At 72.0% G+C, this 21,497-nt stretch carries 17 protein-coding genes; 5 read left to right on the top strand and 12 right to left on the bottom strand.

The features are described 5' to 3' along the window. Positions 1 to 339: 339 nt before the first annotated feature. A complete protein-coding gene (locus IE134_RS25935) occupies positions 340 to 1,347 on the bottom strand; it encodes a stage II sporulation protein M (RefSeq protein WP_030723215.1) in 1,008 nt (335 codons plus the stop codon). 119 nt (positions 1,348 to 1,466) lie between these two features. Between IE134_RS25935 and IE134_RS25930 the strand changes: the two genes are divergently transcribed. Further along, positions 1,467 to 2,393, top strand: a complete 927-nt coding sequence (locus IE134_RS25930) for an RDD family protein (RefSeq protein WP_030723212.1) — start codon at positions 1,467 to 1,469, stop codon at positions 2,391 to 2,393. Here IE134_RS25930 and IE134_RS25925 read toward each other — a convergent pair. The 8 genes from IE134_RS25925 to IE134_RS25890 all read right to left on the bottom strand — a co-directional run bounded on the left by IE134_RS25925 (position 2,390) and on the right by IE134_RS25890 (position 11,070). Continuing rightward, the gene (locus IE134_RS25925) at positions 2,390 to 3,052 is read right to left on the bottom strand and encodes a hypothetical protein (protein WP_030723209.1); all 663 of its coding nucleotides are present in this window, start codon (positions 3,050 to 3,052) and stop codon (positions 2,390 to 2,392) included. The genes IE134_RS25930 and IE134_RS25925 overlap by 4 nt on opposite strands. Positions 3,053 to 3,235: 183 nt before the next feature. Then, positions 3,236 to 4,693: an adenosylhomocysteinase gene (gene ahcY / locus IE134_RS25920; protein WP_030723207.1), complete on the bottom strand. Its 1,458-nt coding sequence runs from the start codon at positions 4,691 to 4,693 to the stop codon at positions 3,236 to 3,238. Between the two features lie 279 nt (positions 4,694 to 4,972). Further along, positions 4,973 to 5,959, bottom strand: coding sequence for a cation diffusion facilitator family transporter (locus tag IE134_RS25915; protein ID WP_098020608.1), 987 nt, complete (start codon positions 5,957 to 5,959; stop codon positions 4,973 to 4,975). A 90-nt stretch (positions 5,960 to 6,049) separates the two neighbouring features. Next, positions 6,050 to 7,225 carry a mannose-6-phosphate isomerase, class I gene (gene manA / locus IE134_RS25910; RefSeq protein ID WP_030723203.1) on the bottom strand — a complete coding sequence of 392 codons (1,176 nt, stop codon included), beginning with the start codon at positions 7,223 to 7,225 and terminating at the stop codon, positions 6,050 to 6,052. 235 nt (positions 7,226 to 7,460) lie between these two features. Next, positions 7,461 to 8,597 (bottom strand): SIS domain-containing protein, encoded by a 1,137-nt coding sequence (locus tag IE134_RS25905; protein ID WP_030723201.1) that lies wholly within the window; start codon positions 8,595 to 8,597, stop codon positions 7,461 to 7,463. Positions 8,598 to 8,778: 181 nt separating this feature from the next. After that, positions 8,779 to 8,961: a Trm112 family protein gene (locus IE134_RS25900; protein ID WP_030589348.1), complete on the bottom strand. Its 183-nt coding sequence runs from the start codon at positions 8,959 to 8,961 to the stop codon at positions 8,779 to 8,781. Positions 8,962 to 9,249: 288 nt separating this feature from the next. Beyond that, positions 9,250 to 10,623: a phosphomannomutase/phosphoglucomutase gene (locus IE134_RS25895; RefSeq protein WP_030710236.1), complete on the bottom strand. Its 1,374-nt coding sequence runs from the start codon at positions 10,621 to 10,623 to the stop codon at positions 9,250 to 9,252. Positions 10,624 to 10,692: 69 nt separating this feature from the next. After that, positions 10,693 to 11,070 (bottom strand): DUF3499 domain-containing protein, encoded by a 378-nt coding sequence (locus IE134_RS25890; RefSeq protein ID WP_029182223.1) that lies wholly within the window; start codon positions 11,068 to 11,070, stop codon positions 10,693 to 10,695. A gap of 388 nt (positions 11,071 to 11,458) precedes the next feature. Here IE134_RS25890 and IE134_RS25885 point away from each other — a divergent pair, with 388 nt between their 5' ends. After that, positions 11,459 to 11,887: a metallopeptidase family protein gene (locus IE134_RS25885; RefSeq protein ID WP_073779769.1), complete on the top strand. Its 429-nt coding sequence runs from the start codon at positions 11,459 to 11,461 to the stop codon at positions 11,885 to 11,887. Positions 11,888 to 11,950: 63 nt separating this feature from the next. Here IE134_RS25885 and IE134_RS25880 read toward each other — a convergent pair whose 3' ends face one another. The 3 genes from IE134_RS25880 to IE134_RS25870 form a co-directional block, all read right to left on the bottom strand. Then, complete coding sequence (locus IE134_RS25880; protein WP_189431894.1) at positions 11,951 to 13,489, bottom strand: DUF5719 family protein; 1,539 nt, start codon at positions 13,487 to 13,489, stop codon at positions 11,951 to 11,953. Next, positions 13,486 to 17,286, bottom strand: a complete 3,801-nt coding sequence (locus tag IE134_RS25875; protein WP_189431892.1) for a glycosyltransferase — start codon at positions 17,284 to 17,286, stop codon at positions 13,486 to 13,488. The genes IE134_RS25880 and IE134_RS25875 overlap by 4 nt, the downstream gene beginning before the upstream one ends. 280 nt (positions 17,287 to 17,566) lie before the next feature. After that, a complete protein-coding gene (locus tag IE134_RS25870) occupies positions 17,567 to 17,830 on the bottom strand; it encodes a WhiB family transcriptional regulator (protein ID WP_003968728.1) in 264 nt (87 codons plus the stop codon). 674 nt (positions 17,831 to 18,504) lie between these two features. Between IE134_RS25870 and IE134_RS25865 the strand changes: the two genes are divergently transcribed. The 3 genes from IE134_RS25865 to IE134_RS25855 all read left to right on the top strand — a co-directional run bounded on the left by IE134_RS25865 (position 18,505) and on the right by IE134_RS25855 (position 21,387). Continuing rightward, positions 18,505 to 19,005 (top strand): cysteine dioxygenase, encoded by a 501-nt coding sequence (locus IE134_RS25865; protein ID WP_030710241.1) that lies wholly within the window; start codon positions 18,505 to 18,507, stop codon positions 19,003 to 19,005. Positions 19,006 to 19,018: 13 nt separating this feature from the next. Further along, positions 19,019 to 19,975, top strand: coding sequence for a 2-phospho-L-lactate transferase (gene cofD, locus IE134_RS25860; RefSeq protein ID WP_010059930.1), 957 nt, complete (start codon positions 19,019 to 19,021; stop codon positions 19,973 to 19,975). Between the two features lie 89 nt (positions 19,976 to 20,064). Further along, positions 20,065 to 21,387 carry a coenzyme F420-0:L-glutamate ligase gene (locus IE134_RS25855; RefSeq protein WP_189431904.1) on the top strand — a complete coding sequence of 441 codons (1,323 nt, stop codon included), beginning with the start codon at positions 20,065 to 20,067 and terminating at the stop codon, positions 21,385 to 21,387. Positions 21,388 to 21,497: the final 110 nt, after the last annotated feature.

Here is a 21,497-nt window from a genome sequence, read left to right as displayed (position 1 = left end):
CCGGCGGTTCCAACTTTACCAGACTCTTTTTCGTTCCGTTTCCGGCCCGAATTCGATTTCCGGTGGCCTGTGGAGTGGCCTTGCCTTTCGGCGGACCCGACTTTATCAGAATCTCACGGGGCAAACGAACAACCCGAGAGATTCGGTAAAGGAGAATCATGTGGCCCGGCGGAGTTAACAAGAACCCCTGCACGAGCGGAGTAGACAATAAGCGCTCATCCCGAACTTGTCCAGTCCGAGGCAACCGTTCAAATCTACCTCCCCACATCTGCCGTGTCAACGGGTTTTGTGGGCGAAGAGGACACTAGCAGCTCAGCAGGGGTGAAAGCACATCGGTGGTCAGGCTGCGGTGGGAAGTTCGGCGCTGCGTTCGACCGCTGCGAGGTCGCCCGTGTCGCCGGCGCGGGCCGCTCGGCCGCCCAGGATGTAGACGTACGCGAGAAAGGCCAGCTCAGCGACGATGCCGATGGTGATCCGGGCCCAGGTCGGGAGACCGGACGGCGTTACGAAGCCCTCGATGAGCCCGGAGACGAACAGGACCAGGGCCAGGCCGATGGCCATGCCCAGTGCGGCACGGCCCTGCTGGGCCAGGGCGGTCCGGCGTGACAGGGGGCCCGGGTCGATCACCGCCCAGCCGAGGCGCAGCCCCGTACCCGCGGCGACGAACACCGCGGTCAGTTCGAGCAGACCGTGGGGAAGCACCAGGCCGAGGAAGACGTCGAGCCGGCCCGCAGAGGACATGAGGCCTATGCCGACGCCGAGGTTCAGCATGTTGAGGAAGAGGATCCAGATCACCGGTATGCAGAGGAACGCGCCCAGGATCAGGCACAGGGCCGCGGCCTGCGCGTTGTTCGTCCATACCTGTGCCGCGAACGACGCCGCCGGATGGCTGGAGTAGTAGGTCTCGTACTCCCCGCCCGGCCGGGTCATCGCGCGGAGGTCCTCCGGTGCCGCGATCGCGGCCTGCACCTCGGGGTGCGTACCGATCCACCATCCCAGCAGTGCCGCCACCACGGTCGAGAGCACCGCGGTGGGCACCCACCAGTGGCGCGAGCGGTAGACCGCGGCAGGAAATCCCGCGGTGAGGAACCGGGCCGCGTCGCGCCAGGAGGCCTTGCGGGTGCCTGTCACGGTCGACCGGGCGCGGGCCACGAGCTGGGTGAGGCGTCCGGTGAGGAGCGGGTCGGAGCTGCTCGACTGGATCAGCGAGAGGTGTGCCGCCGTGCGCTGGTAGAGGACGACCAGTTCGTCCGCTTCCGCACCCGTGAGGTGGCGCCCTCGGCGCAGGAGGTGTTCCAGGCGGTCCCACTCCGTGCGGTGGGCGGTGACGAAGACGTCGAGGTCCATGGGCGTCTGTTGCTCCAGGCAAAGGGGCGTACGGGTCCGTACTGCTGCGGCGCGCTGGCGGTCAGCTTGGCAGACTGGGCCCGGCTGGGGCAGGGAAGGTCGGCGAAGGGTGGGGACCGATGAGTGAGCTGGTGACCGGTGACGCGGTCGTTCTGGGCTTGAGGCCCGCTCGGCTGCCCAGCCGGGCCCTGGCCTCCGCCATCGATCTGGCGGTGACGTTCGTCGTCTTCATCCTGGTGTCGGTGGTGTTGGGAATCGCCTCCGCCGCCCTGGACGAGGCCGCCGTCGCGGCGATCGGGGTCGCCTCGTTCCTGCTGGTCCTGATCGGTGGGCCCGTCGCTGTGGAGACGTTGAGCCATGGCCGCTCCCTGGGGAAGCTGGCCTGCGGGCTGCGGGTGGTGCGGGACGACGGCGGGCCGATCCGGTTCCGGCACGCGCTCGTCCGCGGAGCCATGGGGCTCGTCGAGATTCTCCTGACCTTCGGTGCCGTGGCCTCCATCGCGTCCCTGGTGTCGGCGCGGGGGCGCCGGATCGGTGACGTGTTCGCCGGAACGCTGGTGATCCGGGAGCGTGTCGCCGCGACGGGCCGGTCCGTCGCGGTACCGCCTCCCCCGCCCTGGCTGGTGGGCCGGTTCGCGGAGCTGGATCTGTCGGGCGTACGGGACGAGCTCTGGTCCGCGATACGGCAGTACCTGACGCGCATGCAGCAGCTGGATCCCGGCGTGGGGCGGTCGATCGCGGAACGGCTGGCCGGTGAACTGGTCGCGCGGACGGGGGCCGCCGCGCCGCAGGGTGTTCCCGCGGCCGCGTTTCTGGCCGCGGTGGTACATGAGCGGCAGTCGCGGGATGCGCGGCGGATGTTCGCCGGGCCTCGGGCAGGTGGGTACGTCGAGGCCCCCGTTGCCCCTGTGACCCCCGTTGTCCCTGTGGCCCCTGTGGCCCCCTCGGCCGCTGGGGCCGGTTCTCGGGCTGGGGGCCGTGGCGCCGGTGATGACGAGCAGCGGCGCGGGGGTGCTTCCTCGGGCGGGTTCGCTCCGCCCGGCTAGCCGGCGTCCGGCCTGTCCGTGTCCGGCTCGCCGAGGTCCGACTCGTAGGCGCGCCGGGACGGGGGCGTCTCCAGGTGTTCGAGCTCGATGCCGGGGGCCGCGAGGACCACGTCGCCGGCGATGTGGACGGTGTGCTGCTCCCCGGTGTCCAGGGCGCTGACCTGGTATTCGTCCACGATCAGGGGGCCGTTGTCAGTGGCGTGCGCTTCACTGTTCATCAGGGCCCAGGACTGGTCGACGGTCCTGGGTGCGAGGACCGGGTCCGTGAAGGTGACCACGCGGACGCGGGTCGTGGGGGAAGCGGGGGTGAGGCGCAGGAGACGGGTCATGGCGATGAGGAATGCGGGGGACGTGCCGGCGAAGGCGTGGGCGCGGACGTTGCCTTCGGTGGCGTGGCTGCCGGCGGGATCGGTCCGGACCCAGGTGACCCCTTCCAAGGCCGCTCCTCGTACCTGCCAGCTCGCGGCATGGAGTTCGAGGCGGATGGGCCGGCCCAGCTCGTCCAGGGCCAGGTCGACGGAGCCGAGGTGGTCTCCGGAGGGGGATGTGGTCTGGGAGACGTAGCGCCAGCCGGATGGGCCGGGGGCGCAGTGGAAGTGTTCTTCGCCGAGGGGGGTGTGATCGTGAAGGTCGTGGAGCGAATACCTGCCGCGGGGCATGGGGTCCTTCGGGTTCCTCGGGCTGTGCGGGGGCGGTAACGGGAGCAGGCCCCCGGCACGGGGGTGCGGGGGCCTGCACTCGGATCTGCTGCGGACGGCAACGCATCTGCTGCGGAACTGCTGCTGGATGCTGTGACGCCGCCCGGAGTTCGGAAGGCCGGCCTTCCGAACTCCGGGAGTGGATCAGTAGCGGTAGTGGTCGGGCTTGTACGGGCCCTCTACCTCGACACCGATGTACGCCGCCTGCTCGGGGCGCAGCGTCGTGAGCTTGACGCCCAGCGCGTCGAGGTGGAGGCGGGCGACCTTCTCGTCCAGGTGCTTGGGCAGCACGTACACGTCGGTCGGGTACTCCTGGGGCTTCGTGAACAGCTCGATCTGCGCGAGGGTCTGGTCGGCGAAGCTGTTGGACATCACGAAGGACGGGTGTCCGGTCGCGTTGCCCAGGTTCAGCAGGCGGCCCTCGGACAGGACGATGAGGACCTTGCCGTCGGAGAACGTCCAGGTGTGGACCTGGGGCTTGACCTCGTCCTTGACGATGCCGTCGATCTGGGCGAGACCGGCCATGTCGATCTCGTTGTCGAAGTGGCCGATGTTCCCGACGATGGCCTGGTGCTTCATCCGGGCCATGTCCTTGGCCATGATGATGTCCTTGTTGCCCGTCGTGGTGACGAAGATGTCGGCCTGCTCCACGACATCGTCCAGCGTGGCGACCTGGTAGCCGTCCATCGCCGCCTGCAGCGCGCAGATCGGGTCGATCTCCGTGATGATCACGCGGGCGCCCTGGCCGCGCAGGGACTCCGCGCAGCCCTTGCCCACGTCTCCGTAGCCGAAGACGACGGCGGTCTTGCCGCCGATGAGGACGTCGGTGGCGCGGTTGATGCCGTCGATGAGGGAGTGGCGGCAGCCGTACTTGTTGTCGAACTTGGACTTGGTCACCGCGTCGTTCACGTTGATCGCGGGGAACAGGAGGGAGCCGTCACGGTGCATCTCGTACAGGCGGTGGACGCCCGTCGTCGTCTCCTCGGTGACACCGCGGATCTCGGACGCGAGCTGGGTCCACTTCTGCGGGGCTTCGCCGAGGGTGCGGTTCAGCAGGGTGAGGATGTGGGCGTACTCCTCGCTGTCCGCGGTCGACGGGTCCGGGGCGGCGCCGGCCTTCTCGAACTCGACGCCCTTGTGGACGAGGAGGGTGGCGTCGCCACCGTCGTCGAGGATCATGTTCGGGCCGCCGGTGGGGGTGTTCGGCCAGGTCAGCGCCTGCTCCGTGCACCACCAGTACTCCTCCAGGGTCTCGCCCTTCCAGGCGAAGACCGGGACGCCCGCAGGGGCTTCCGGGGTGCCGTTCGGGCCGACCGCGATGGCGGCGGCGGCGTGATCCTGGGTGGAGAAGATGTTGCAGGAGGCCCAGCGGACCTCGGCGCCCAGGGCGACGAGGGTCTCGATGAGCACGGCGGTCTGCACGGTCATGTGCAGCGAGCCGGTGATCCGGGCGCCGGCCAGCGGCTGGGCGGCGGCGAACTCCTTGCGGATCGACATCAGGCCGGGCATCTCGTGCTCGGCGAGCGTGATCTCCTTGCGCCCGAACGGGGCGAGGGAGAGGTCGGCGACCTTGAAGTCCTGACGGTTGGTCGTCGTCGTCATAGCGGGCTGCTCCTCGTGATGGGTCGAGGGTGGGCTTGTCTGGGCTGACTCTGCGGCGCGGCGGGCACAGGAATGCCCGGGCGGATTCGCAGTGCAGTCCGTCGGAGGCCCTCTGTCCCTCGCCCGGCTCGCTGGCGCCAGCCGGTCGACCGCCATCAGCAGCGACGTCTGTTTTCCGTATCCGAATCTACACCGAACGGCCCAGTGGACCCCAGCCCGTTCGGGGAGAGGGGCGTGTGTGAGGGGTCACCGGGCCGATCGGGGCTGGTGTGCGGTGGGTCAGTGGCCGGAATCGCTCGGGGCCTCGGCCGGGCCGTCGAGCGTCTTGCCCGGGTTGGTTCCGGTCGCGGCGGCCTCCGCGTTGTAGATGTCCGGCTCCAGGTAGATGACCCGGGCGATCGGGACCGCGTCGCGGATGCGGTGCTCGGCGGCGTTGATGGCCTCGGCGACCTCGGCGGCGGTCTCGTCGTGCCGGACGGCGATCTTGGCGGCGACCAGCAGCTCCTCGGGGCCGAGGTGCAGGGTGCGCATGTGGATGATGCCGGTGACGGTCTCGCCGTCCACCACGGCCGCCTTGATCTTCTGGACGTCCTCGATGCCGGCGGACTCGCCGAGCAGCAGGGACTTCGTCTCGACGGCCAGGACGATCGCGATGAGGATCAGCAGGATGCCGATGCAGAGGGTGCCGATGCCGTCCCAGACGCCGTCGCCGGTGGCGAGGGCGAGGCCGACGCCGCCGAGCGCCAGGATCAGACCGACGAGGGCGCCGAGGTCCTCCAGCAGGACGACCGGCAGCTCGGGGGCCTTGGAGCGGCGGACGAACTCGGTCCAGGAGCGGTCGCCACGGGTGAGGTTGGACTCCTTGATCGCCGTACGGAAGGAGAAGATCTCGGCGATGATCGCGAAGACCAGGACCCCGACGGGCCAGTACCAGGCCTCGATCTCGTGCGGGTGCTTGATCTTCTCGTAGCCCTCGTACACGGCGAACATGCCACCGACCGAGAAGAGGACGATGGAGACGAGGAACGCGTAGATGTAGCGCTCGCGGCCATAGCCGAAGGGGTGTTCCGGGGTCGCTTCGCGCTTCGCCCTCTTGCCGCCGAGCAGCAGGAGTCCCTGGTTGCCCGAGTCGGCGAGCGAGTGGACGCTCTCCGCGAGCATCGACGAGGACCCACTGAAGAGGAACGCTACGAATTTGGCCACGGCGATCGAGAGGTTGGCGGCGAGTGCCGCCACGATCGCCTTGGTTCCGCCTGACGCGCTCATGAGTGCGTGGTGTCCCTTCGTCGGTGCGCGACAGCACGTGCCGTCGCAGTGAGGCGGCACATTGTTGCAGCCGTCCGGACGGCCCGTGGGTCAGGCCGCCACGGTGGCCCGGAAGAGTGTGCCCGGTCCCGTCGCCTCGACACGCTCGTCGGCCGGGACGTAGGCCGACTCCCCCGGTCCCAGCGGGATTTCGCCGACCGTGACCGTGCCCGCCGTGCAGAGCAGGATCTGGGGGGTGGGGGCGGTGAGGTCGGTGGGGGCCGCGCCGGACGCGAGGGTGTAGCGGGACAGGGCGAACTCGTCGACCGGGGTCTCGTAGCGTTCCTCGCCCGACGGGGCCGCTTCCGGGCGCAGCACGCCGGGCTCGGTGGCCTCGAAGCGGACGATGCGCAGGAGTTCGGGGACGTCGATGTGCTTGGGGGTCAGGCCGCAGCGCAGCACGTTGTCCGAGTTGGCCATGATCTCGACGCCGAGGCCGTCGAGATAGGCGTGCGGAACGCCCGCGCCGAGGAACAGGGCTTCGCCGGGCTGGAGTTGTACGTAGTTCAGCAGCATCGCGGCGAGGACCCCGGGGTCGCCGGGGAAGTGGTGGGCGATGCGGGCGTACGGGGCGTGGGCACCGCCGAGGCGTTCGGAGGCGGCCGCCGCCTCCGTCACGGTCTCGGTCATCTCCGCCGGGTCCGCGCCGAGGATGGCCGTGAGCACCTCGCGGAGGGCCGCCTCCTCGGGGTGGGCGCGGAGGAGGTCCACGTACGGCTTGAGGGAGTCGACTCCCAGCGCCTCCATCGCGTCCGCCGCCTCGGTGGGCGGGCGGAAGCCGCACAGCCCGGCGAAGGGGGTGAGGGCGCAGATCAGTTCGGGCTTGTGGTTGGCGTCCTTGTACGTGCGGTGGGGGGCGTCGATCGGGACGCCCCGGGCCTCCTCGTCGGCGTAACCCTCGCGGGCCTGGTCCAGGTCCGGGTGGACCTGGACGGAGAGGGGGGCGCCGGCGGCGAGGAGCTTCAGGAGGAAGGGGAGGCGAGGGCCGAACCGGGCGACGGTGGGCGCGCCGAGCTCGCCCTCCGGGTCGGCGTCGATGGCCTCGGTGAGGGCCAGTTCGAGCTCGCCGGACGCGGTGGTACGGGTGATACGCGAGGGCGCTCCGGGGTGGGCTCCCATCCACATCTCGGCCTGCGGTTCGCCGGTCGGTGCGATGCCGAGCAGGGCGGGGATGGCCGTGGTGGACCCCCAGGCGTAGGGGCGCACGGTGTTGGACAGCCGGTCCATGGAGTCGTCCTCGGGTGGGGCTGGGCAGGTGGGCGGTTCGAGCTCACGCCAGGGGTATCAGAGGTGCGTGAGGCCCTGGCGTCGGTGGGGTGGACGGGGGGTGAGGGGTGGGTGGGGTCTGTGGGGCTTGGAGCCCTGGCCCTGGGGACTGGGCCTGGGGCCTTGGCCTGGGGACTGGGGTGCGTTCGGTGGGGCTCGCCCTGTCAGGTGGGGGTTGGCCCTCCTGTGGTCCGTGTCAGGGCTGGGGTGCCGACGCCAGCGAGAGGTAGACCGCCGCGAAGTCGGTGATCGCGAGCAGTTCGGCCAGGTTCTCCAGTTCGCCGCCCTCCTCCGGTTCCAGCTCGCTGACGGGTGTGTCATGGCCGAGCGCCAGTTCCCTGGCCGCCGGGTAGGCGCTGAGGCCTCCCGTCGGGCGGTCCCGGAGCAGGACGACCCGGGCTCGCAGCGTCTCGCCCTCCTCGACCCGGTCGCGGAAGAAGTCGTCGGGGTCCGCGCCGGCCGCGAAGTCCCCGGCGAGGAGCGTGCCGTGCGAGGGCAGCGCCTCGGGGAGCTGTGCGGTGAGAGCGGGGCGGCCCGCCAGTTCGGACAGTACGGCGGCGAAGCGGCGGCCGACCGGGCCCGCGGCCTCGCCCTCCGTCCACAGCAGCGGCAGGCTGTCGGCGAGTTCGGCGGCGAGTGTCTTGGCCGGGTTGCTGTAGGTGGCGATGGCCGGGCCGCAGCGTTCCGCGGTGCGGTCCAGGCGGTCCGCCACCTTCTGCAGGTCCTCGGGGGTCGCGGTCACCAGGCCGACCCGGTCCAGGAGCGCCAGCAGAGGTGTGAGCAGCGCCCACAGTGTGCCGGGGCCGGCGGCCGAGGTCTCCGCGTCGTACTCGCCGTGCGGGGCGGCCGCCATCGGCACGACCAGCCCATGCACCCCGTCGACCGCCTCGCGCAGCGGTGAGCGGGTGGGGGCGACGGCGACGACGGTGCAGCCGCGGCGGTAGGCCTGCTCGGCGAGCAGGGCGAGGCCCGGTTCGGAGCCGTCGGCGGTCGCGATGAGCAGCAGGTCCACGGATCCGGCCCAGCCGGGCAGGGCCCAGCGCAGGGCGCCGGGGGCGGCGGCGACGCCCGTGGGGTGGATACGGGTGACGGGGGCGGCCGCGCCCGCCAGCGCGCCGATCAGGTCGGCGACCCCGGAGGCGGCGGTGCCGGGGCCCGCGACGAGGACGGCGCGGGGGCGGCCCTCGGGGGTCAGGCCGTCGATGCCCGCCTCGGCGGCGTGCCGGGCGGCGGTACGGACCCGGGCGCCGGCCTCGGCTGCGCCGCGCAGCAGATCGCGGCGGTCGGCTCGGGCCAGGGCTTCCGGGGCGTCGAGCAAGGACTCGTCGAGCATGGCGGTGGGCCTCCGATCACCGGGTGGGGTGCGGGCTGCGGGTACGGGGGTGGGGCGCCCTCGCCTGGCTTGGCCTTGCCTTGCCTTGCCCTGCCTGGCTTGGCCTGGCTCGGAGCCGAGGCGGTTCGCCTCGCCTGCGGCCCGCTGCCGCCCCGTCGTCCCGTACGGGTGTCGCTCGCGGTCAGGCGGGGCGGCGGGCCTCGTCGACGAGAAGGACCGGGATGCCGTCCCGGACCGGGTAGGCCAGGCCGCAGTCGTCGCCCGTGCAGACCAGTTCGGGGGTGTCGGCCGCCGAACGGTCGTCGAGCGGGGAGTGGCAGGCCGGGCAGGCCAGGATCTCCAGGAGGCCGGCTTCGAGCGCCATGGGGTGAGTCCCTTCGAGCATGCGAGTTCCGATCCGCGTGGATCAGGCGTCGTCAGCCTACCGCTGGGGTGATGGGGGCGCGGCCTGGCCCGGGGGTGGAAACGGAGGATGGGGCGGGGGGTGGGGGTGGGCGGGGGGTGGCGCCTGCGGCGGACTTCTCCCCTACCCCGCCCCTTCCCGCAACCGGGGCTCCGCCCCGGACCCCGCTCCTCAAACGCCGGAGGGGCTGGGGTGGGCCGGAGGGGCTGTGGAAGACGCCCGGTCCGGCTGGACGTGACCAGGTAGGGGCTAAAGAGGCCCCCGGATCAGGCCCAGGACCTCGTCCCGTACCGCCGTCATCGTCTTCTCGTCCCCCGCCTCCACGTTCAGGCGCAGCAGCGGTTCCGTGTTCGAGGCTCGGAGGTTGAACCACCAGTCGGGGGCCGTCACCGTGAGGCCGTCCAGGTCGTCGAAGGTGATGTCCTCGCGGGTGCCGTACGCCTTCTTGACCTTGGTCAGGCTGGCGGTCTGGTCGGCGACGGTGGAGTTGATCTCGCCGGAGCCGGTGTAGCGGTCGTACTCCGCGACCAGCTCGGAGAGCGGCTTCTGCTGGCCGCCGAGTGCGGCGAGTACGTGGAGGGCGGCGAGCATGCCCGTATCGGCGTTCCAGAAGTCGCGGAAGTAGTAGTGCGCCGAGTGCTCGCCGCCGAAGATCGCGCCGTGCCCGGCCATCTCCGCCTTGATGAACGAGTGGCCGACCCGGGTGCGGACCGGGGTGCCGCCGTTCTCGCGGACCACCTCGGGGACGGACGAGGAGGTGATCAGGTTGTGGATGACGATGCCCTGGCCGCCGTTGCGGGCCAGTTCGCGGGCGGCCACCAGGGCCGTGATCGCGGACGGTGACACGCCCGTGCCCCGCTCGTCGACCACGAAGCAGCGGTCCGCGTCGCCGTCGAAAGCGAGGCCCAGGTCGGCGCCCTCGGCGAGTACGCGGGCCTGGAGGTCGACGATGTTCTTGGGGTCGAGGGGGTTGGCCTCGTGGTGGGGGAAGGTGCCGTCCAGCTCGAAGTACATCGGTACGAGGTCGAGCGGGAGGCCCTCGAAGACCGTGGGAACCGTGTGACCGCCCATGCCGTTGCCCGCGTCCACCACGACCTTCAGGGGACGGATCGCGGTCAGGTCGACCAGGCCGAGGAGGTGGGACGCGTAGTCGGTGAGGGTGTCGCGCTCCGTGATCGTGCCGGGGGTCGTCGCGGCGGCCGGCCTCGGGGCGCCTTCCGACCACTGCTCGACCAGGGTGCGGATCTCCGCCAGGCCGGTGTCCTGGCCGACCGGGGCCGCGCCCGCCCGGCACATCTTGATGCCGTTGTACTGCGCCGGGTTGTGCGAGGCCGTGAACATCGCCCCGGGGAGGTGCAGCGCCCCCGACGCGTAGTAGAGCTGGTCCGTCGAGCAGAGGCCGATGAGCGTGACGTCCGCTCCCCGGGCCGCCGCGCCGCGCGCGAAGGCGGCGGACAGACCCGGTGAGGTGGGCCGCATGTCGTGGCCGATCACGATCGCGTCGGCGGCCGTGACCTGGACGAACGCGGATCCGAAGAGTTCGGCCAGCGACTCGTCCCACTGGTCGGGCACCACTCCGCGCACGTCGTACGCCTTCACGAGCTGCGACAGATCAGCAACCACGGCCGGTCCTCCTGGGGGTCTTTACGGACCGCCCAAACTACCCGGCCGGTAGAGCCTTGAGAGACGGACTCAGGAGTCCGGGGAGCGCAGCACCCTCAGGTGGCCCCGGCGGGCCACTTCCACCGGGTCGGCCGAGCGCCGCCCCCGGCCTCCGCCGTCCGGGCCCCGGTCGTGCGGGCGTGCCGCCTCGCGGACCGCGTTGGCCAGTGCTTCGAGGTCGTCGCCGCTCGGGTGCGCCGGGGCGGAGCCGTCGGAGAGCCGCACCACTTCCCAGCCCCGTGGCGCGGTGAGCCGCTCACTGTGTTCGGCGCACAGGTCGTAGCAGTGGGGCTCGGCGTAGGTGGCGAGCGGGCCGAGGACCGCAGTCGAATCGGCATAGACGTACGTCAGTGTCGCGACGGCAGGGCGGCCGCACGCGGTGCGCGAACAGCGACGTACAGGGCTCACGATGTTGGACGGTACCGCACTCTTGAGCGGGCCGCGACGACTCCCCCTCGGGTCACCCCACCGTGTCGCCCTGTGACCTGCGGCACAGCGAGGCTTCCGGCGGCTACCCTGACCTGCGCCGCGGCAAGGGCCTCGTGATCGCCGGCCGGTCGCGCCGGTCGCGGTCGGGGTGGATCGCGGTGTCAGGAGCACGGTCAATGATCGAATGAGGGGCCTGAAACGGGCTCAACCTTGGCCGAAATGTTCAACTGTGGACATCCGGAAGCGGGGTGCCCGATTCCCGTCCTGGGGCCGTCGTCCCCTCCGTCCCCGGCGAGAGCAGAACGTCGGCCCGGCTGCGTCGTCCCGCCGATCACCTCGGTCCCCGGAGCGTTACGCTGCGTCGGTGATGGACAGTCCCGTACCTCCCCACCCGTTCGAGCCGCGGCCCCGGCGCCGTGACCGTCATGGCCGCGGTATGCGCGGGCCGGTCGCACCGCCGCAGGTGCCGCTGTCGGCCAGCCGGGGCGAGACGTTCCGTGATCTGGTCCAGGACTCGGTGGAGCGGCTGGAGCGGCGCTGGCCCCAGCTGGCCGAGGTCGACTTCGTCGTCCTCGATGTGCCCGGCACCCCGGAGGAGGTCGTTCCGCTCGGCAGCGCGGTCTCCGCGGAGAAGGGGCGGCCCGCGCAGATCGTCGTCTACCGGCGGCCCGTCGAGATCCGCACCAAGAGCCGTGACGAGCGCGCCCTGCTCGTGCACGAGGTCGTCGTCGAGCAGGTCGCCGAGCTGCTGGGGCTGGCCCCCGAGTCGGTCGACCCCCGGTACGGGCAGGACTGACCTTCCCGAGGGCCGGGAGCCGGTAAGCGCAGGATCAGGCGTTCACCGGAGAACCACGCGCCCTCAGTCGTCCAGGACCGACAGGTCCTGGCGCGCTGACGGGACCTCGACCATGCCCCGGTCGTCGGGGAGCGTCTGCACCGTGAACATCTGGACGCCGTCCGAGGCGAGCGCCAGGGAGCGCGACGCGTGGACCGGGCCGCCCGAGGTCGTCTCGACGGTCAGGGCGTAGGAGCCCTTGAGGCCTTCCGGGGCCTTCGGGGTGACGGCGAGGGTCGTACCGGCCTTGACCGTGTACGTCTCGACCGCCGGTTCGCCGCCGCCGCTGCCCGCCGACGCGGTGACCTTCACCTTCGCCGTGGCGCCCGGCGCGGTCAGGGACAGCGTCGAGCCCTTGGCGCGGTTGTCCGGGACGGTCGCCCGGGCGCCGACGGGCCCGGTGGCGGGGATGTAGGCGATCTCCTGCTTGTCGCCCTTGCCCCGGACCACGCGCAGCGCGGCCACGATCGGGGTCGCCCGGTCCTTCCGGACGGGGGTCAGGCGCAGCGAACCCGGCTCGCCGCGGGTGAGGTCCTTGAGGTCGGCGGAGGCCGTCATCGAGGACTTGATGTGCAGGGTGGCGTTGCCGGCCGGGGAGAACGTCGCGTTCTTCCCCATGAGCTGGACCTTCACGTCCGCGTCGTCCTCGCCGGGCGCGAACGCCACCAGCTGTACGGAGGTGGCGTCGGCCGGGATGCCCGGCATCACCAGCGTGCCGGAGGGGTCTTCGGACGCGGTGATCCAGTCGCTGCCCGCGCTGTCGTCGGCGCTCATGACGACCGCGCCGATCCGCCCCGAGCGGGTGGTGACGTGGGCGGTCAGCTGGTCGACGGCCTCGGCGGTGAGGGTGGACAGCAGGACGGCGACGCTGGAGCGGGCGGGCACGGTGATGCCGTCGCCGACGTCGGACTTGAGCGCGCCCTCGGGGCCGTACAGCTCGATGTCGGCCACGGCGCCGGTGTCGTCGGGGTTGGTGAGGTGGATGTAGTCCTGGCGGGACTTGGCGGTGCTCGCGCCCGGGAACCAGAAGTCCGTGTCGGGGGCGGTGCAGGTGACCCCGAGGAGGCCGCGGGAGCCGCCCGCGGTGACCTCGGTGGTCTGCTGAGCGGTCCAGCCGGGGGCCAGCTTGCCGGTGGCCGTGCCGACGAGGGCCGGGGCAGTGGACCCGTTCGCCTCCGCGACGACCGGCTTTCCGGGCTCCTTCACGGCGAGGACCGGCTTCTCGGCCTTCGCCTTCGCCTTCTTCGCCGCTTCCTCGGCCTTCTTGGCCTTCTTCGGGTCGGTCTCGTCCTCGTCGTCCACGATCGGCAGCGCCGGCTTCAGCTCGGCGGCGCCCTTGGCCTCGCCGCCCTCGCCCGCCGGGGTGAACGCGGTGTACTGCGTCTCGGCGAGGTCGGAGTTGCTGGGCGCCGGGCAGACCAGGCCGGCCCGCTCGACCGGCAGCAGCGCGGCGGACTTCGCGGTGGACTCGGCCGGGGCGCCGGGCGCGGTGACCGTGGCGAATCCGGTGACGGCGGCCAGGACGGCGGCGCCCGCGATCAGGGACAGGTGGGTGGACTTCACTCGGACTCGCCTCGCGATGCGTTACCGGTCTGCCACGGGGCCTGACCCGGGGCCGGGGGGTCGGTCTGTTCGCCGTTCTCGGTATACGGGTGCTGGTGCTGCTGCCCGCCGATGTACCGGCCGTATTCGTCGTACACGCCCTGGTTGTCGTACGCGGCGTTCTGGCCGTTGTACGCGCCCTGGTCGTCGTACTGCTGCGCGTACGGGTCCTGGACTCCGTAGCCGCCCTGGTATCCGGCGCTCTGGTGCCCCTGCTGTTGCTGCTGGGCGTACGGGTCCGGCTGCTGGTACGTCGCGTAGTAGTCGGCCGTCGGCTGCTGCCCGTCCCACTGTGCGTACGCGTCGTACTGCTGCGGGACCTCCTGCTGCTGCGGGACCGCCGCATAGCCGCCGGTGGCCTCCTGCGGGTCGTGCGCCGGGGGGTTCTCGGCGTACGGGTCGGCTGACTGCTGCGCCGGGATGTACTCCCCCGGGTCCACGGCCCGCGACGGGTCGTCGTTCCCGGCCTCCTCGGCGGCCGCCTCGGCCTGGGCCGCGGCGCGCAGCCTGCGGGCGCGGCGGCCCTCGCCGTCGACCGGCTCGGCGGCGACGGCGAGCGCCTCGTCGGGCAGGTCGTCGTCGATCTCCCGGCGGCGGCCCGGCAGGGCCATGACCACCAGGACCACCAGCAGCCCGATCTGGGCCCAGATCCACGCGGTGTGGGTGATCGGGGCGTCGTGGGTGAGGTCCAGACGGCCGCCGTTCGCGGGCAGTTCGAAGCCCTGGGCCCAGCCGTCGACGGTCTTGCGGGGCAGCGGCTTGCCGTCCAGCGTGGCCGTCCAGCCCGGGTCGGCGGCGTCCGCGATCCGCAGCACGCGGCCCGACTCGCCGGACGGGATCTCGGAGTGGGCCTCGACGGCGGCCGAGCCGACCGCGACGCGCTCGCCCTCACCGGAGGCCGGGGTGATCATGACGCGGGCGACCTGGCGGTCCACCCGCCACAGGGCGCTGCCGTCGAGCTGGCTGAGGCGGCTGAGGCCGGGGGTCGAGTCGAGGACCCGGCTCATCTCGCGCGGTGCTCCGTCCCGGACGAGGACGTAGCGGATCGCGAAGCCGCTGAGCTGGCCGCCCTGGTCGGCGCCGGAGCCGGCGACCAGGTTGGCGACGACCTTGTCGAGGTGGCTGTTGCTGCCGCCCGCCTCGGTCAGTTCGCCGTCGCCGAGCCGGGCGCCCGAGCCGCGGACCAGGCTGTACGAGACGGTGTCGGGCGAGGAGCCGCCGAGGATGAGGGTGCGGGGCTGGTCGCGGGTGGTGCTCTCCTCCGCGACGAAGGCGGGGACCTGGACGGGGTCGCGGCGCTCCAGCGGGCCGTCGGCGCCGCCGATCATCCAGCCGGCCGCGGCCAGGACCGGGGCCAGTCCGGCGGCGAGCGCGATCAGGACGGCCACGGGCTGCCGCCAGCCGAAGCTCTGCTCGGCGACCCGGATGCGGGCGCCGTCCGCGCCGACCAGGGCGGCGGCGATCAGGGCGGTGCCGTAGACGAGGGTGGCGGGTCCGGCCCAGGTGGATCCGTTGGCGACGGCGGCGAAGAGGAAGCCGGTGAGCGCGACGGCCCACGCGGTGCGGACGGCGAACTGCCGCTCCTCGCGCAGCAGGGCGGCGAGCGCGGCCAGCACGATGCCGAGCAGCAGGATGCCGCCCGCAGCGCCGGGGCCACCGGGGCTGATGCCGAGCAGGTCGAGGCCCGAGGCCTCGCCCGTACCGGTGTCCAGACCCGCTTCGGTCAGGAGCGCGGACGGGTTCGTCAGGAGGCTCAGCGACCAGGGGGCGAGGACCAGGACCGGGGTGGCGACGGCGGCGACGAAGCGGAGCGCGTACGCCGTGATGTCGCCGCGCCGCAGCACGAGCACACCGAGGCCGAGGACCACGGCGAGCGGCCAGACGATCGGGGTGAACGCCATGGTGACGGTCAGCAGCAGCGTGTACGCCCAGGTGGCGCGCCAGCTGCCGCGCTCCCCCGCCGCGCTGTCCACGCGCAGCCCGTGGGCGGCGACGCCCGCGCGGGCGATCAGCGGGAGGAGGACGAGCAGGACGGCGGTGCCCAGGCGGCCGGTGGCCAGGGCGCCGGTCGCGGCGGGCAGGAAGGCGTACGCGATGCTCGCCCAGGCCCGCAGCAGCCGGGAGGGGAGCAGCGGGCGGGAGGCGAAGTAGGCGGTGGCCCCGGCCAGCGGGATCGAGCAGACCAGCAGCACGCTGACGGCGAGTCCGGTCGAGCCGAAGAAGAGGGCCGACAGGGCTGCGAGCAGCGCGAGGTAGGGGGGCGCGGTCTGGGTGCCGCCGGTGCCCACGGTGTGCCAGGCGTCCGCGTACCGGTCCCAGAGCGAGCCGAGCTCGGCGGGGACGGGCAGCAGCGCGCCGCCCGCGAGCGCGCCGCCGCTGAGCAGGTTGCGGCAGGCGACGAGCGAGACGACGAGGAGCAGGGCGAAGAGGACGGGTCCGGGCTTGCGGCCGATGCGCTTGAGGCGGGCGAACTGGTCGACTTCGAGGAAGTCGGCGTCGTCGCCGCCGGGACCGGATTCGACGGCTCCGTGGCGCGAGCCGCCGGAGTCGGAGTCCGTACGGCCGCCGAAGTTGCCCGCGACCTGGTCGACGGTGGCCCGGACGGTGGCGCCGGGCGGCGGGAACAGGGCGCGCAGCTCGGCGGCGTCGACGACGCCCTTTCCGCGGTTGCGGCGGGCGGCGAGGATGCGGCCGGGGCGCAGCAGGGTGCCGAGCAGGCCGGTGACTTCGTCGAGGGCCTGGCCGGGCACCTTGCCGACGAGGTAGGCGAGGGTGCGCAGGAGGGTGCCGACGACGAGCCGGAGCAGGACCCAGGGCAGGGCCTTGCCGCGGGCGTTGACGAGCATCGTGTAGACCGCGCCCGCCTTGTCGACGCGGTGCGGGCTGGCGACGGAGCGGCCGGCGCAGTCGATGGGGCGGCGTTCGCGGGCGGAGGCCTCGGCGTGCCGCAGGACGGCGTCCGGGGCGACGAGGACCCGGTGGCCGGCCAGGTGGGCGCGCCAGCAGAGGTCGACGTCGTCGCGCATCAGGGGGAGCCTGCGGTCGAAGCCGCCGAGCTCCTCGTAGACGTCGCGGCGGATGAGCATGCCGGCGGAGGAGACGGACAGGACGGTACGGACCTGGTCGTGCTGGCCCTGGTCCTGCTCGCGGCGGTCCAGGCCGGTCCAGCGGCGTCCGCTGTTGGCGATGGAGACGCCGACTTCGAGGAGCTGCTTGCGGTCGTACCAGCCGCGCAGCTTGGGGCCGACGATCGTGGCGTGCTTGTCGGCGTCGACGACGCGCAGCATCGCGGCGAGCGCGTCGGGCTCGGGTGCGCAGTCGTCGTGCAGCAGCCAGAGCCACTGGACCGGTTCGCCGTGGGGCAGCTCGGGGAGGTCGTAGTTCTCGTCGACCCAGGTCCGGGTCTGCGGGTCCCAGCCGCTGGGGCGCTTGAGGTACGGCAGGTCGTCCGGGGTGAGGATCCCGGCCGTGCGGGCCGCCTCGTCGACGGCCGTGCCGAAGCTCGTACGGCGTGCGAGGTGCAGGACGCGTTCGTCGCCGAGCGCCTCGGTGACCAGCCGGGCCGAGTCGTCGGCGCTGCCGGTGTCGGCGGCGATGACGTTCTGTACGGGGCGTTCCTGCCCGAGCAGCCCGGCCAGCACGTCGGGCAGCCAGCGGGCGCCGTCGTGGGAGACGAGCACGGCGGTGACGACGTGCCGGGGGAACTCTGGGGCGGCGGCGGCCGCGTTCGGCGCCGCCGAGTGGCTGTGCACGGACATCGGGGTACGGGCCCTCCGGCCGGGTCCGGGGGCGTCCCCGGGGGCTGCATCGGTGTACACGCGCGCCCCGGCGGGGCGTTGGCGCGTCTCGGACGGGGCCCCACACTAACGGTACGGACAGGTGGCGGGGGTCCGAGCCGGTGAAGGGGACGGGCCCGGACCTGCCGACGGCCCGTCCACCGGCCCCGGGGGGAGGGGGCGGTGGACGGGCCGTCGGAGATGATCGGAGGGGCGGCTTCGGCCGGTCCGCCGGATGGCGGGCGGCGGCGCAGCCGGATGGTCAGATGGCGGCCTTCTTGAGGCGTCGCCGCTCCCGCTCGGAGAGTCCGCCCCAGATGCCGAAGCGTTCGTCGTTGGAGAGGGCGTACTCGAGGCATTCCGAGCGCACCTCACAGGCGAGGCAGACCTTCTTGGCCTCGCGGGTGGATCCGCCCTTCTCGGGAAAGAAGGACTCGGGATCGGTCTGGGCGCACAGTGCGCGCTCCTGCCAGCCGAGTTCCTCGTCCGCGTCCTCGACCAGCAGTTGCTGGAACAGCTCGGTCATGTGCGCCCCTCGTCTGTCTCTTGCGTCCCGTGATGCAGCCTTTTGCGGCTGAACGACACGAGTGAAATTACAAATCTGTAGCTCTGGGGCAGTCAAGCGAGGATCTGCTATTGGCCCAGGGATTCACTCTGCGGAACCAAGCGTATGCGGTAAGTGTTCAAATCAGCAAAAATCTGACATATGCCACGGCCCCCTCAGGGTCGCACCCTCTCTCGATGAAGACGATCGAGGTCGGCCCCGTGTTGCGATTCGATCACCGAAGCGACCAAGATCACAGTCAGGTCACGGAGCGTCAGCCGCGTTTGAGGGCACGGATGATGCGCCACATGTCCCCACTACTGGGTGCATAAACCTTTCTCCGAACCCGAGAACCGGAAGGGGTGAAACATTGCCCCCATTTCGGGCATTGGGTTGACAGCGGACGGCCGAGCCGGTCTCCTTGATTCCATGCCAGCGACCGCAGCCCTGCACGTCACCCACGTCCGTGGGTTCCGTAGCGCTGTCCAGGCCCGCTGTTGCTGTTCCAGCTGTCACAGCTGTTGATGCCGTAGCGCTCCAGCTCTGAATCCAGCCTCTCCGGCTCTCCGGTGGAGCGTTTCTTCGTTTCCGCTCCTCCCTGCAGTCATCGTGACTCCCCGCACGTGCACCCCTCATGCCGAGGAACCACCGCAGCAATGAACAGCGACAGCGACCTTCAGATCGCCGGCGACATCCTCGAGGTACAGCACCTCCTGCAGCCCGCCCGCGAGCACCCCTCCACCGTCTCCGAGTTCGTCGGCCTCGCGCGCTCCATCGCGGCCGACCGCGCGCGGTGGGCGGACATCGTGCGGTACGACTCCGCCTCCCGCTGGTACCACCGCCTGCACCAGGGCCCCGGCTACGAGGTGTGGCTGCTCAGCTGGGTGCCCGGACAGGGCAGCGGGCGCCACGACCACGGCCTCTCCGCCGGCGTCCTGACGGTCCTTGAAGGCGAGTTGACGGAGCACACCGAGCGCGGGACGCGGTCCCTCGGCGCGGGTGCGCAGCGGTCCTTCGCCCCGGGGTACGTCCACGAAGTGGTCAACGATTCGCTCGAACCGGCCGTGAGTCTGCACATCTACTACCCGGGCCTGACCGAGATGCCGATGCACCCGAGCCAAAGCGCCCCGACGGCCGTGGGTGCCGTACCCGCCTGACAAACTGCTGTGCATGCGCATTGTTGTTCTGGCCGGTGGCATCGGCGGTGCCCGCTTCCTTCGCGGCCTCAAGCAGGCCGCGCCCGACGCGGACATCACGGTGATCGGCAACACGGGTGATGACATCCATCTGTTCGGGCTGAAGGTCTGTCCCGACCTCGACACCGTGATGTACACCCTCGGCGGTGGCATCAACGAGGAGCAGGGCTGGGGGCGTACCGACGAGACCTTCCGGGTCAAGGAGGAGCTCGCGGCGTACGGCGTGGGCCCCGAGTGGTTCGGTCTCGGCGACCGCGACTTCGCGACCCACATCGTCCGTACGCAGATGCTCGGCGCGGGCTACCCCCTGAGCGCGGTCACCGAGGCGCTCTGCGCCCGCTGGCAGCCGGGCGTGCGGCTGCTCCCCATGTCCGACGACCGGGTCGAGACGCATGTCGCCGTCGAGATGGACGGCGAGAGCAAGGCGATCCACTTCCAGGAGTACTGGGTGAAGCTGCGCGCCTCCGTCGAGGCGCGGGCGATCGTGCCGGTCGGGGCGGAGCAGGCCAAGCCGGCTCCGGGGGTGCTGGAGGCCATCGGCGCCGCCGATGTCATCGTCTTCCCGCCGTCGAACCCGGTGGTGTCCGTCGGCACCATCCTTGCCGTGCCCGGGATCCGTGAGGCCATCGCCGAGGCGGGTGTGCCGGTCGTCGGCCTCTCCCCCATCGTCGGGGACGCGCCCGTGCGCGGGATGGCGGACAAGGTGCTGGCCGCGGTGGGCGTCGAGTCGACGGCCTCGGCCGTGGCCCGGCACTACGGGTCGGGGCTGCTGGACGGGTGGCTGGTGGACACGGTGGACGCGGGTGCGGTCGACGAGGTGGAGGCGGCGGGGATCCGCTGCCGGGCAGTGCCGCTGATGATGACGGACGTGGACGCGACCGCGGAGATGGCCCGGCAGGCGCTGGCTCTGGCCGAGGAGGTCCGGGCGTGAGTGCGGTCTCCGGGGCCGGGGGCGCCGGCTCTTCGGCCGGGGCCGGGGGTTCGGTCGAGGCCGAGGGTTCGGTCGAGGCCGGTGAGGGCATGGGCGGTTCGCCCGCGGGCGCGCCTTCCTTTCGTGTGTGGGCCGTGGGCGGGATGCCCGAAGTGCGGGGCGGTGACGATCTCGCCAAGCTGATCGCCGCCGCCGAGCCGGGGCTGGTCGACGGGGACGTCCTGCTCGTCACCTCGAAGATCGTCTCCAAGGCCGAGGGCAGGATCGTCGAGGCCGCGGACCGCGAGGCCGCCATCGACGCCGAGACCGTACGGGTCGTCGCCCGGCGCGGGACGCTGCGGATCGTGGAGAACCGGCAGGGTCTCGTCATGGCCGCCGCCGGGGTCGACGCGTCCAACACTCCCGCCGGGACCGTGCTCCTGCTGCCCGAGGACCCCGACGCCTCCGCCCGTGTCATCCGGGACGGGCTGCGGGACATCCTCGGCGTGGAGGTCGGCGTCGTCGTCACGGACACCTTCGGGCGGCCCTGGCGCAACGGGCTGACCGACGTCGCGATCGGTGCGGCCGGGGTGCGGGTGCTGGACGATCTGCGGGGCGGGACGGACGCGTACGGCAATCCGCTCAGCGCCACGGTCGTGGCCACGGCGGACGAGCTGGCCTCGGCCGGGGATCTGGTCAAGGGCAAGGCGGAGGGGCTGCCGGTGGCGGTGGTCCGGGGGTTGTCGCATGTGGTCGCCTCCGCCGGGGACGATGAGCCCGGTGCGCGTGCGCTCGTGCGGAGTGCTGCCGATGACATGTTCCGGCTGGGTACGTCCGAGGCCGTGCGGGAAGCGGTGACGCTGCGGCGTACGGTGCGCGAGTTCAGCGACGAGCCGGTGGATCCGGGGGCGGTGCGGCGCGCCGTGGCGGCTGCCGTCACCGCGCCCGCGCCGCATCACACGACGCCGTGGCGGTTCGTCCTGCTGGAGTCCGCCGAGTCGCGGACCCGGCTGCTCGACGCGATGCGGGAGGCGTGGATCGAGGATCTGCGGCGCGACGGGAAGAGCGAGGAGTCGATCGCCAAGCGGGTGCGGCGCGGGGATGTGCTGCGCAACGCGCCGTATCTGGTGGTGCCGTGCCTGGTGATGGACGGCTCCCACACGTACGGGGACGAGCGGCGCGACACCGCGGAGCGCGAGATGTTCGTGGTCGCGGCGGGGGCCGGGGTGCAGAACTTCCTGGTGGCGCTGGCGGGTGAGCGGCTGGGGTCGGCGTGGGTGTCCTCGACGATGTTCTGCCGGCCGGTGGTGCGGGAGGTGCTCTCGCTGCCGTCGTCCTGGGATCCGTTGGGGGCGGTGGCTGTGGGGCATGGGGTGGGGGTGCCTCGGGAGCGGGCTGTTCGGGAGGCGGAGGAGTTTCTCACCGTGCGGTGAGGGCCGGGGGGGGGCGGGCCGCTGCGCGGGGCTTGTCCCCTACCCGCCCCTTCCCGAAACCGGGGCTCCGCCCCGGACCCCGCCCCTCAAACGCCGGAGGGGCTGAAATT

The sequence above is a fragment of the Streptomyces rubiginosohelvolus genome, from assembly GCF_014649875.1.
Taxonomy (GTDB): domain Bacteria; phylum Actinomycetota; class Actinomycetes; order Streptomycetales; family Streptomycetaceae; genus Streptomyces; species Streptomyces rubiginosohelvolus.
Note: the sequence above shows the minus strand (reverse complement) of the source record. Positions and strands in the feature narration are given on the sequence as shown.

Coding starts and splice junctions, on each gene's coding strand:
- IE134_RS25900 (WP_030589348.1), bottom strand. CDS start 8,961: ATGGCGCTCGAAGCCGGCCTCCTGGAGATCCTGGCCTGCCCGGCCTGC.
- IE134_RS25855 (WP_189431904.1), top strand. CDS start 20,065: ATGGGCGGTTCGCCCGCGGGCGCGCCTTCCTTTCGTGTGTGGGCCGTG.
- IE134_RS25930 (WP_030723212.1), top strand. CDS start 1,467: ATGAGTGAGCTGGTGACCGGTGACGCGGTCGTTCTGGGCTTGAGGCCC.
- IE134_RS25885 (WP_073779769.1), top strand. CDS start 11,459: ATGGACAGTCCCGTACCTCCCCACCCGTTCGAGCCGCGGCCCCGGCGC.
- IE134_RS25865 (WP_030710241.1), top strand. CDS start 18,505: ATGAACAGCGACAGCGACCTTCAGATCGCCGGCGACATCCTCGAGGTA.
- cofD (WP_010059930.1), top strand. CDS start 19,019: ATGCGCATTGTTGTTCTGGCCGGTGGCATCGGCGGTGCCCGCTTCCTT.
- IE134_RS25915 (WP_098020608.1), bottom strand. CDS start 5,959: ATGAGCGCGTCAGGCGGAACCAAGGCGATCGTGGCGGCACTCGCCGCC.
- IE134_RS25875 (WP_189431892.1), bottom strand. CDS start 17,286: ATGTCCGTGCACAGCCACTCGGCGGCGCCGAACGCGGCCGCCGCCGCC.
- manA (WP_030723203.1), bottom strand. CDS start 7,225: ATGGACCGGCTGTCCAACACCGTGCGCCCCTACGCCTGGGGGTCCACC.
- IE134_RS25905 (WP_030723201.1), bottom strand. CDS start 8,597: ATGCTCGACGAGTCCTTGCTCGACGCCCCGGAAGCCCTGGCCCGAGCC.
- IE134_RS25935 (WP_030723215.1), bottom strand. CDS start 1,347: ATGGACCTCGACGTCTTCGTCACCGCCCACCGCACGGAGTGGGACCGC.
- IE134_RS25870 (WP_003968728.1), bottom strand. CDS start 17,830: ATGACCGAGCTGTTCCAGCAACTGCTGGTCGAGGACGCGGACGAGGAA.
- ahcY (WP_030723207.1), bottom strand. CDS start 4,693: ATGACGACGACGACCAACCGTCAGGACTTCAAGGTCGCCGACCTCTCC.
- IE134_RS25925 (WP_030723209.1), bottom strand. CDS start 3,052: ATGCCCCGCGGCAGGTATTCGCTCCACGACCTTCACGATCACACCCCC.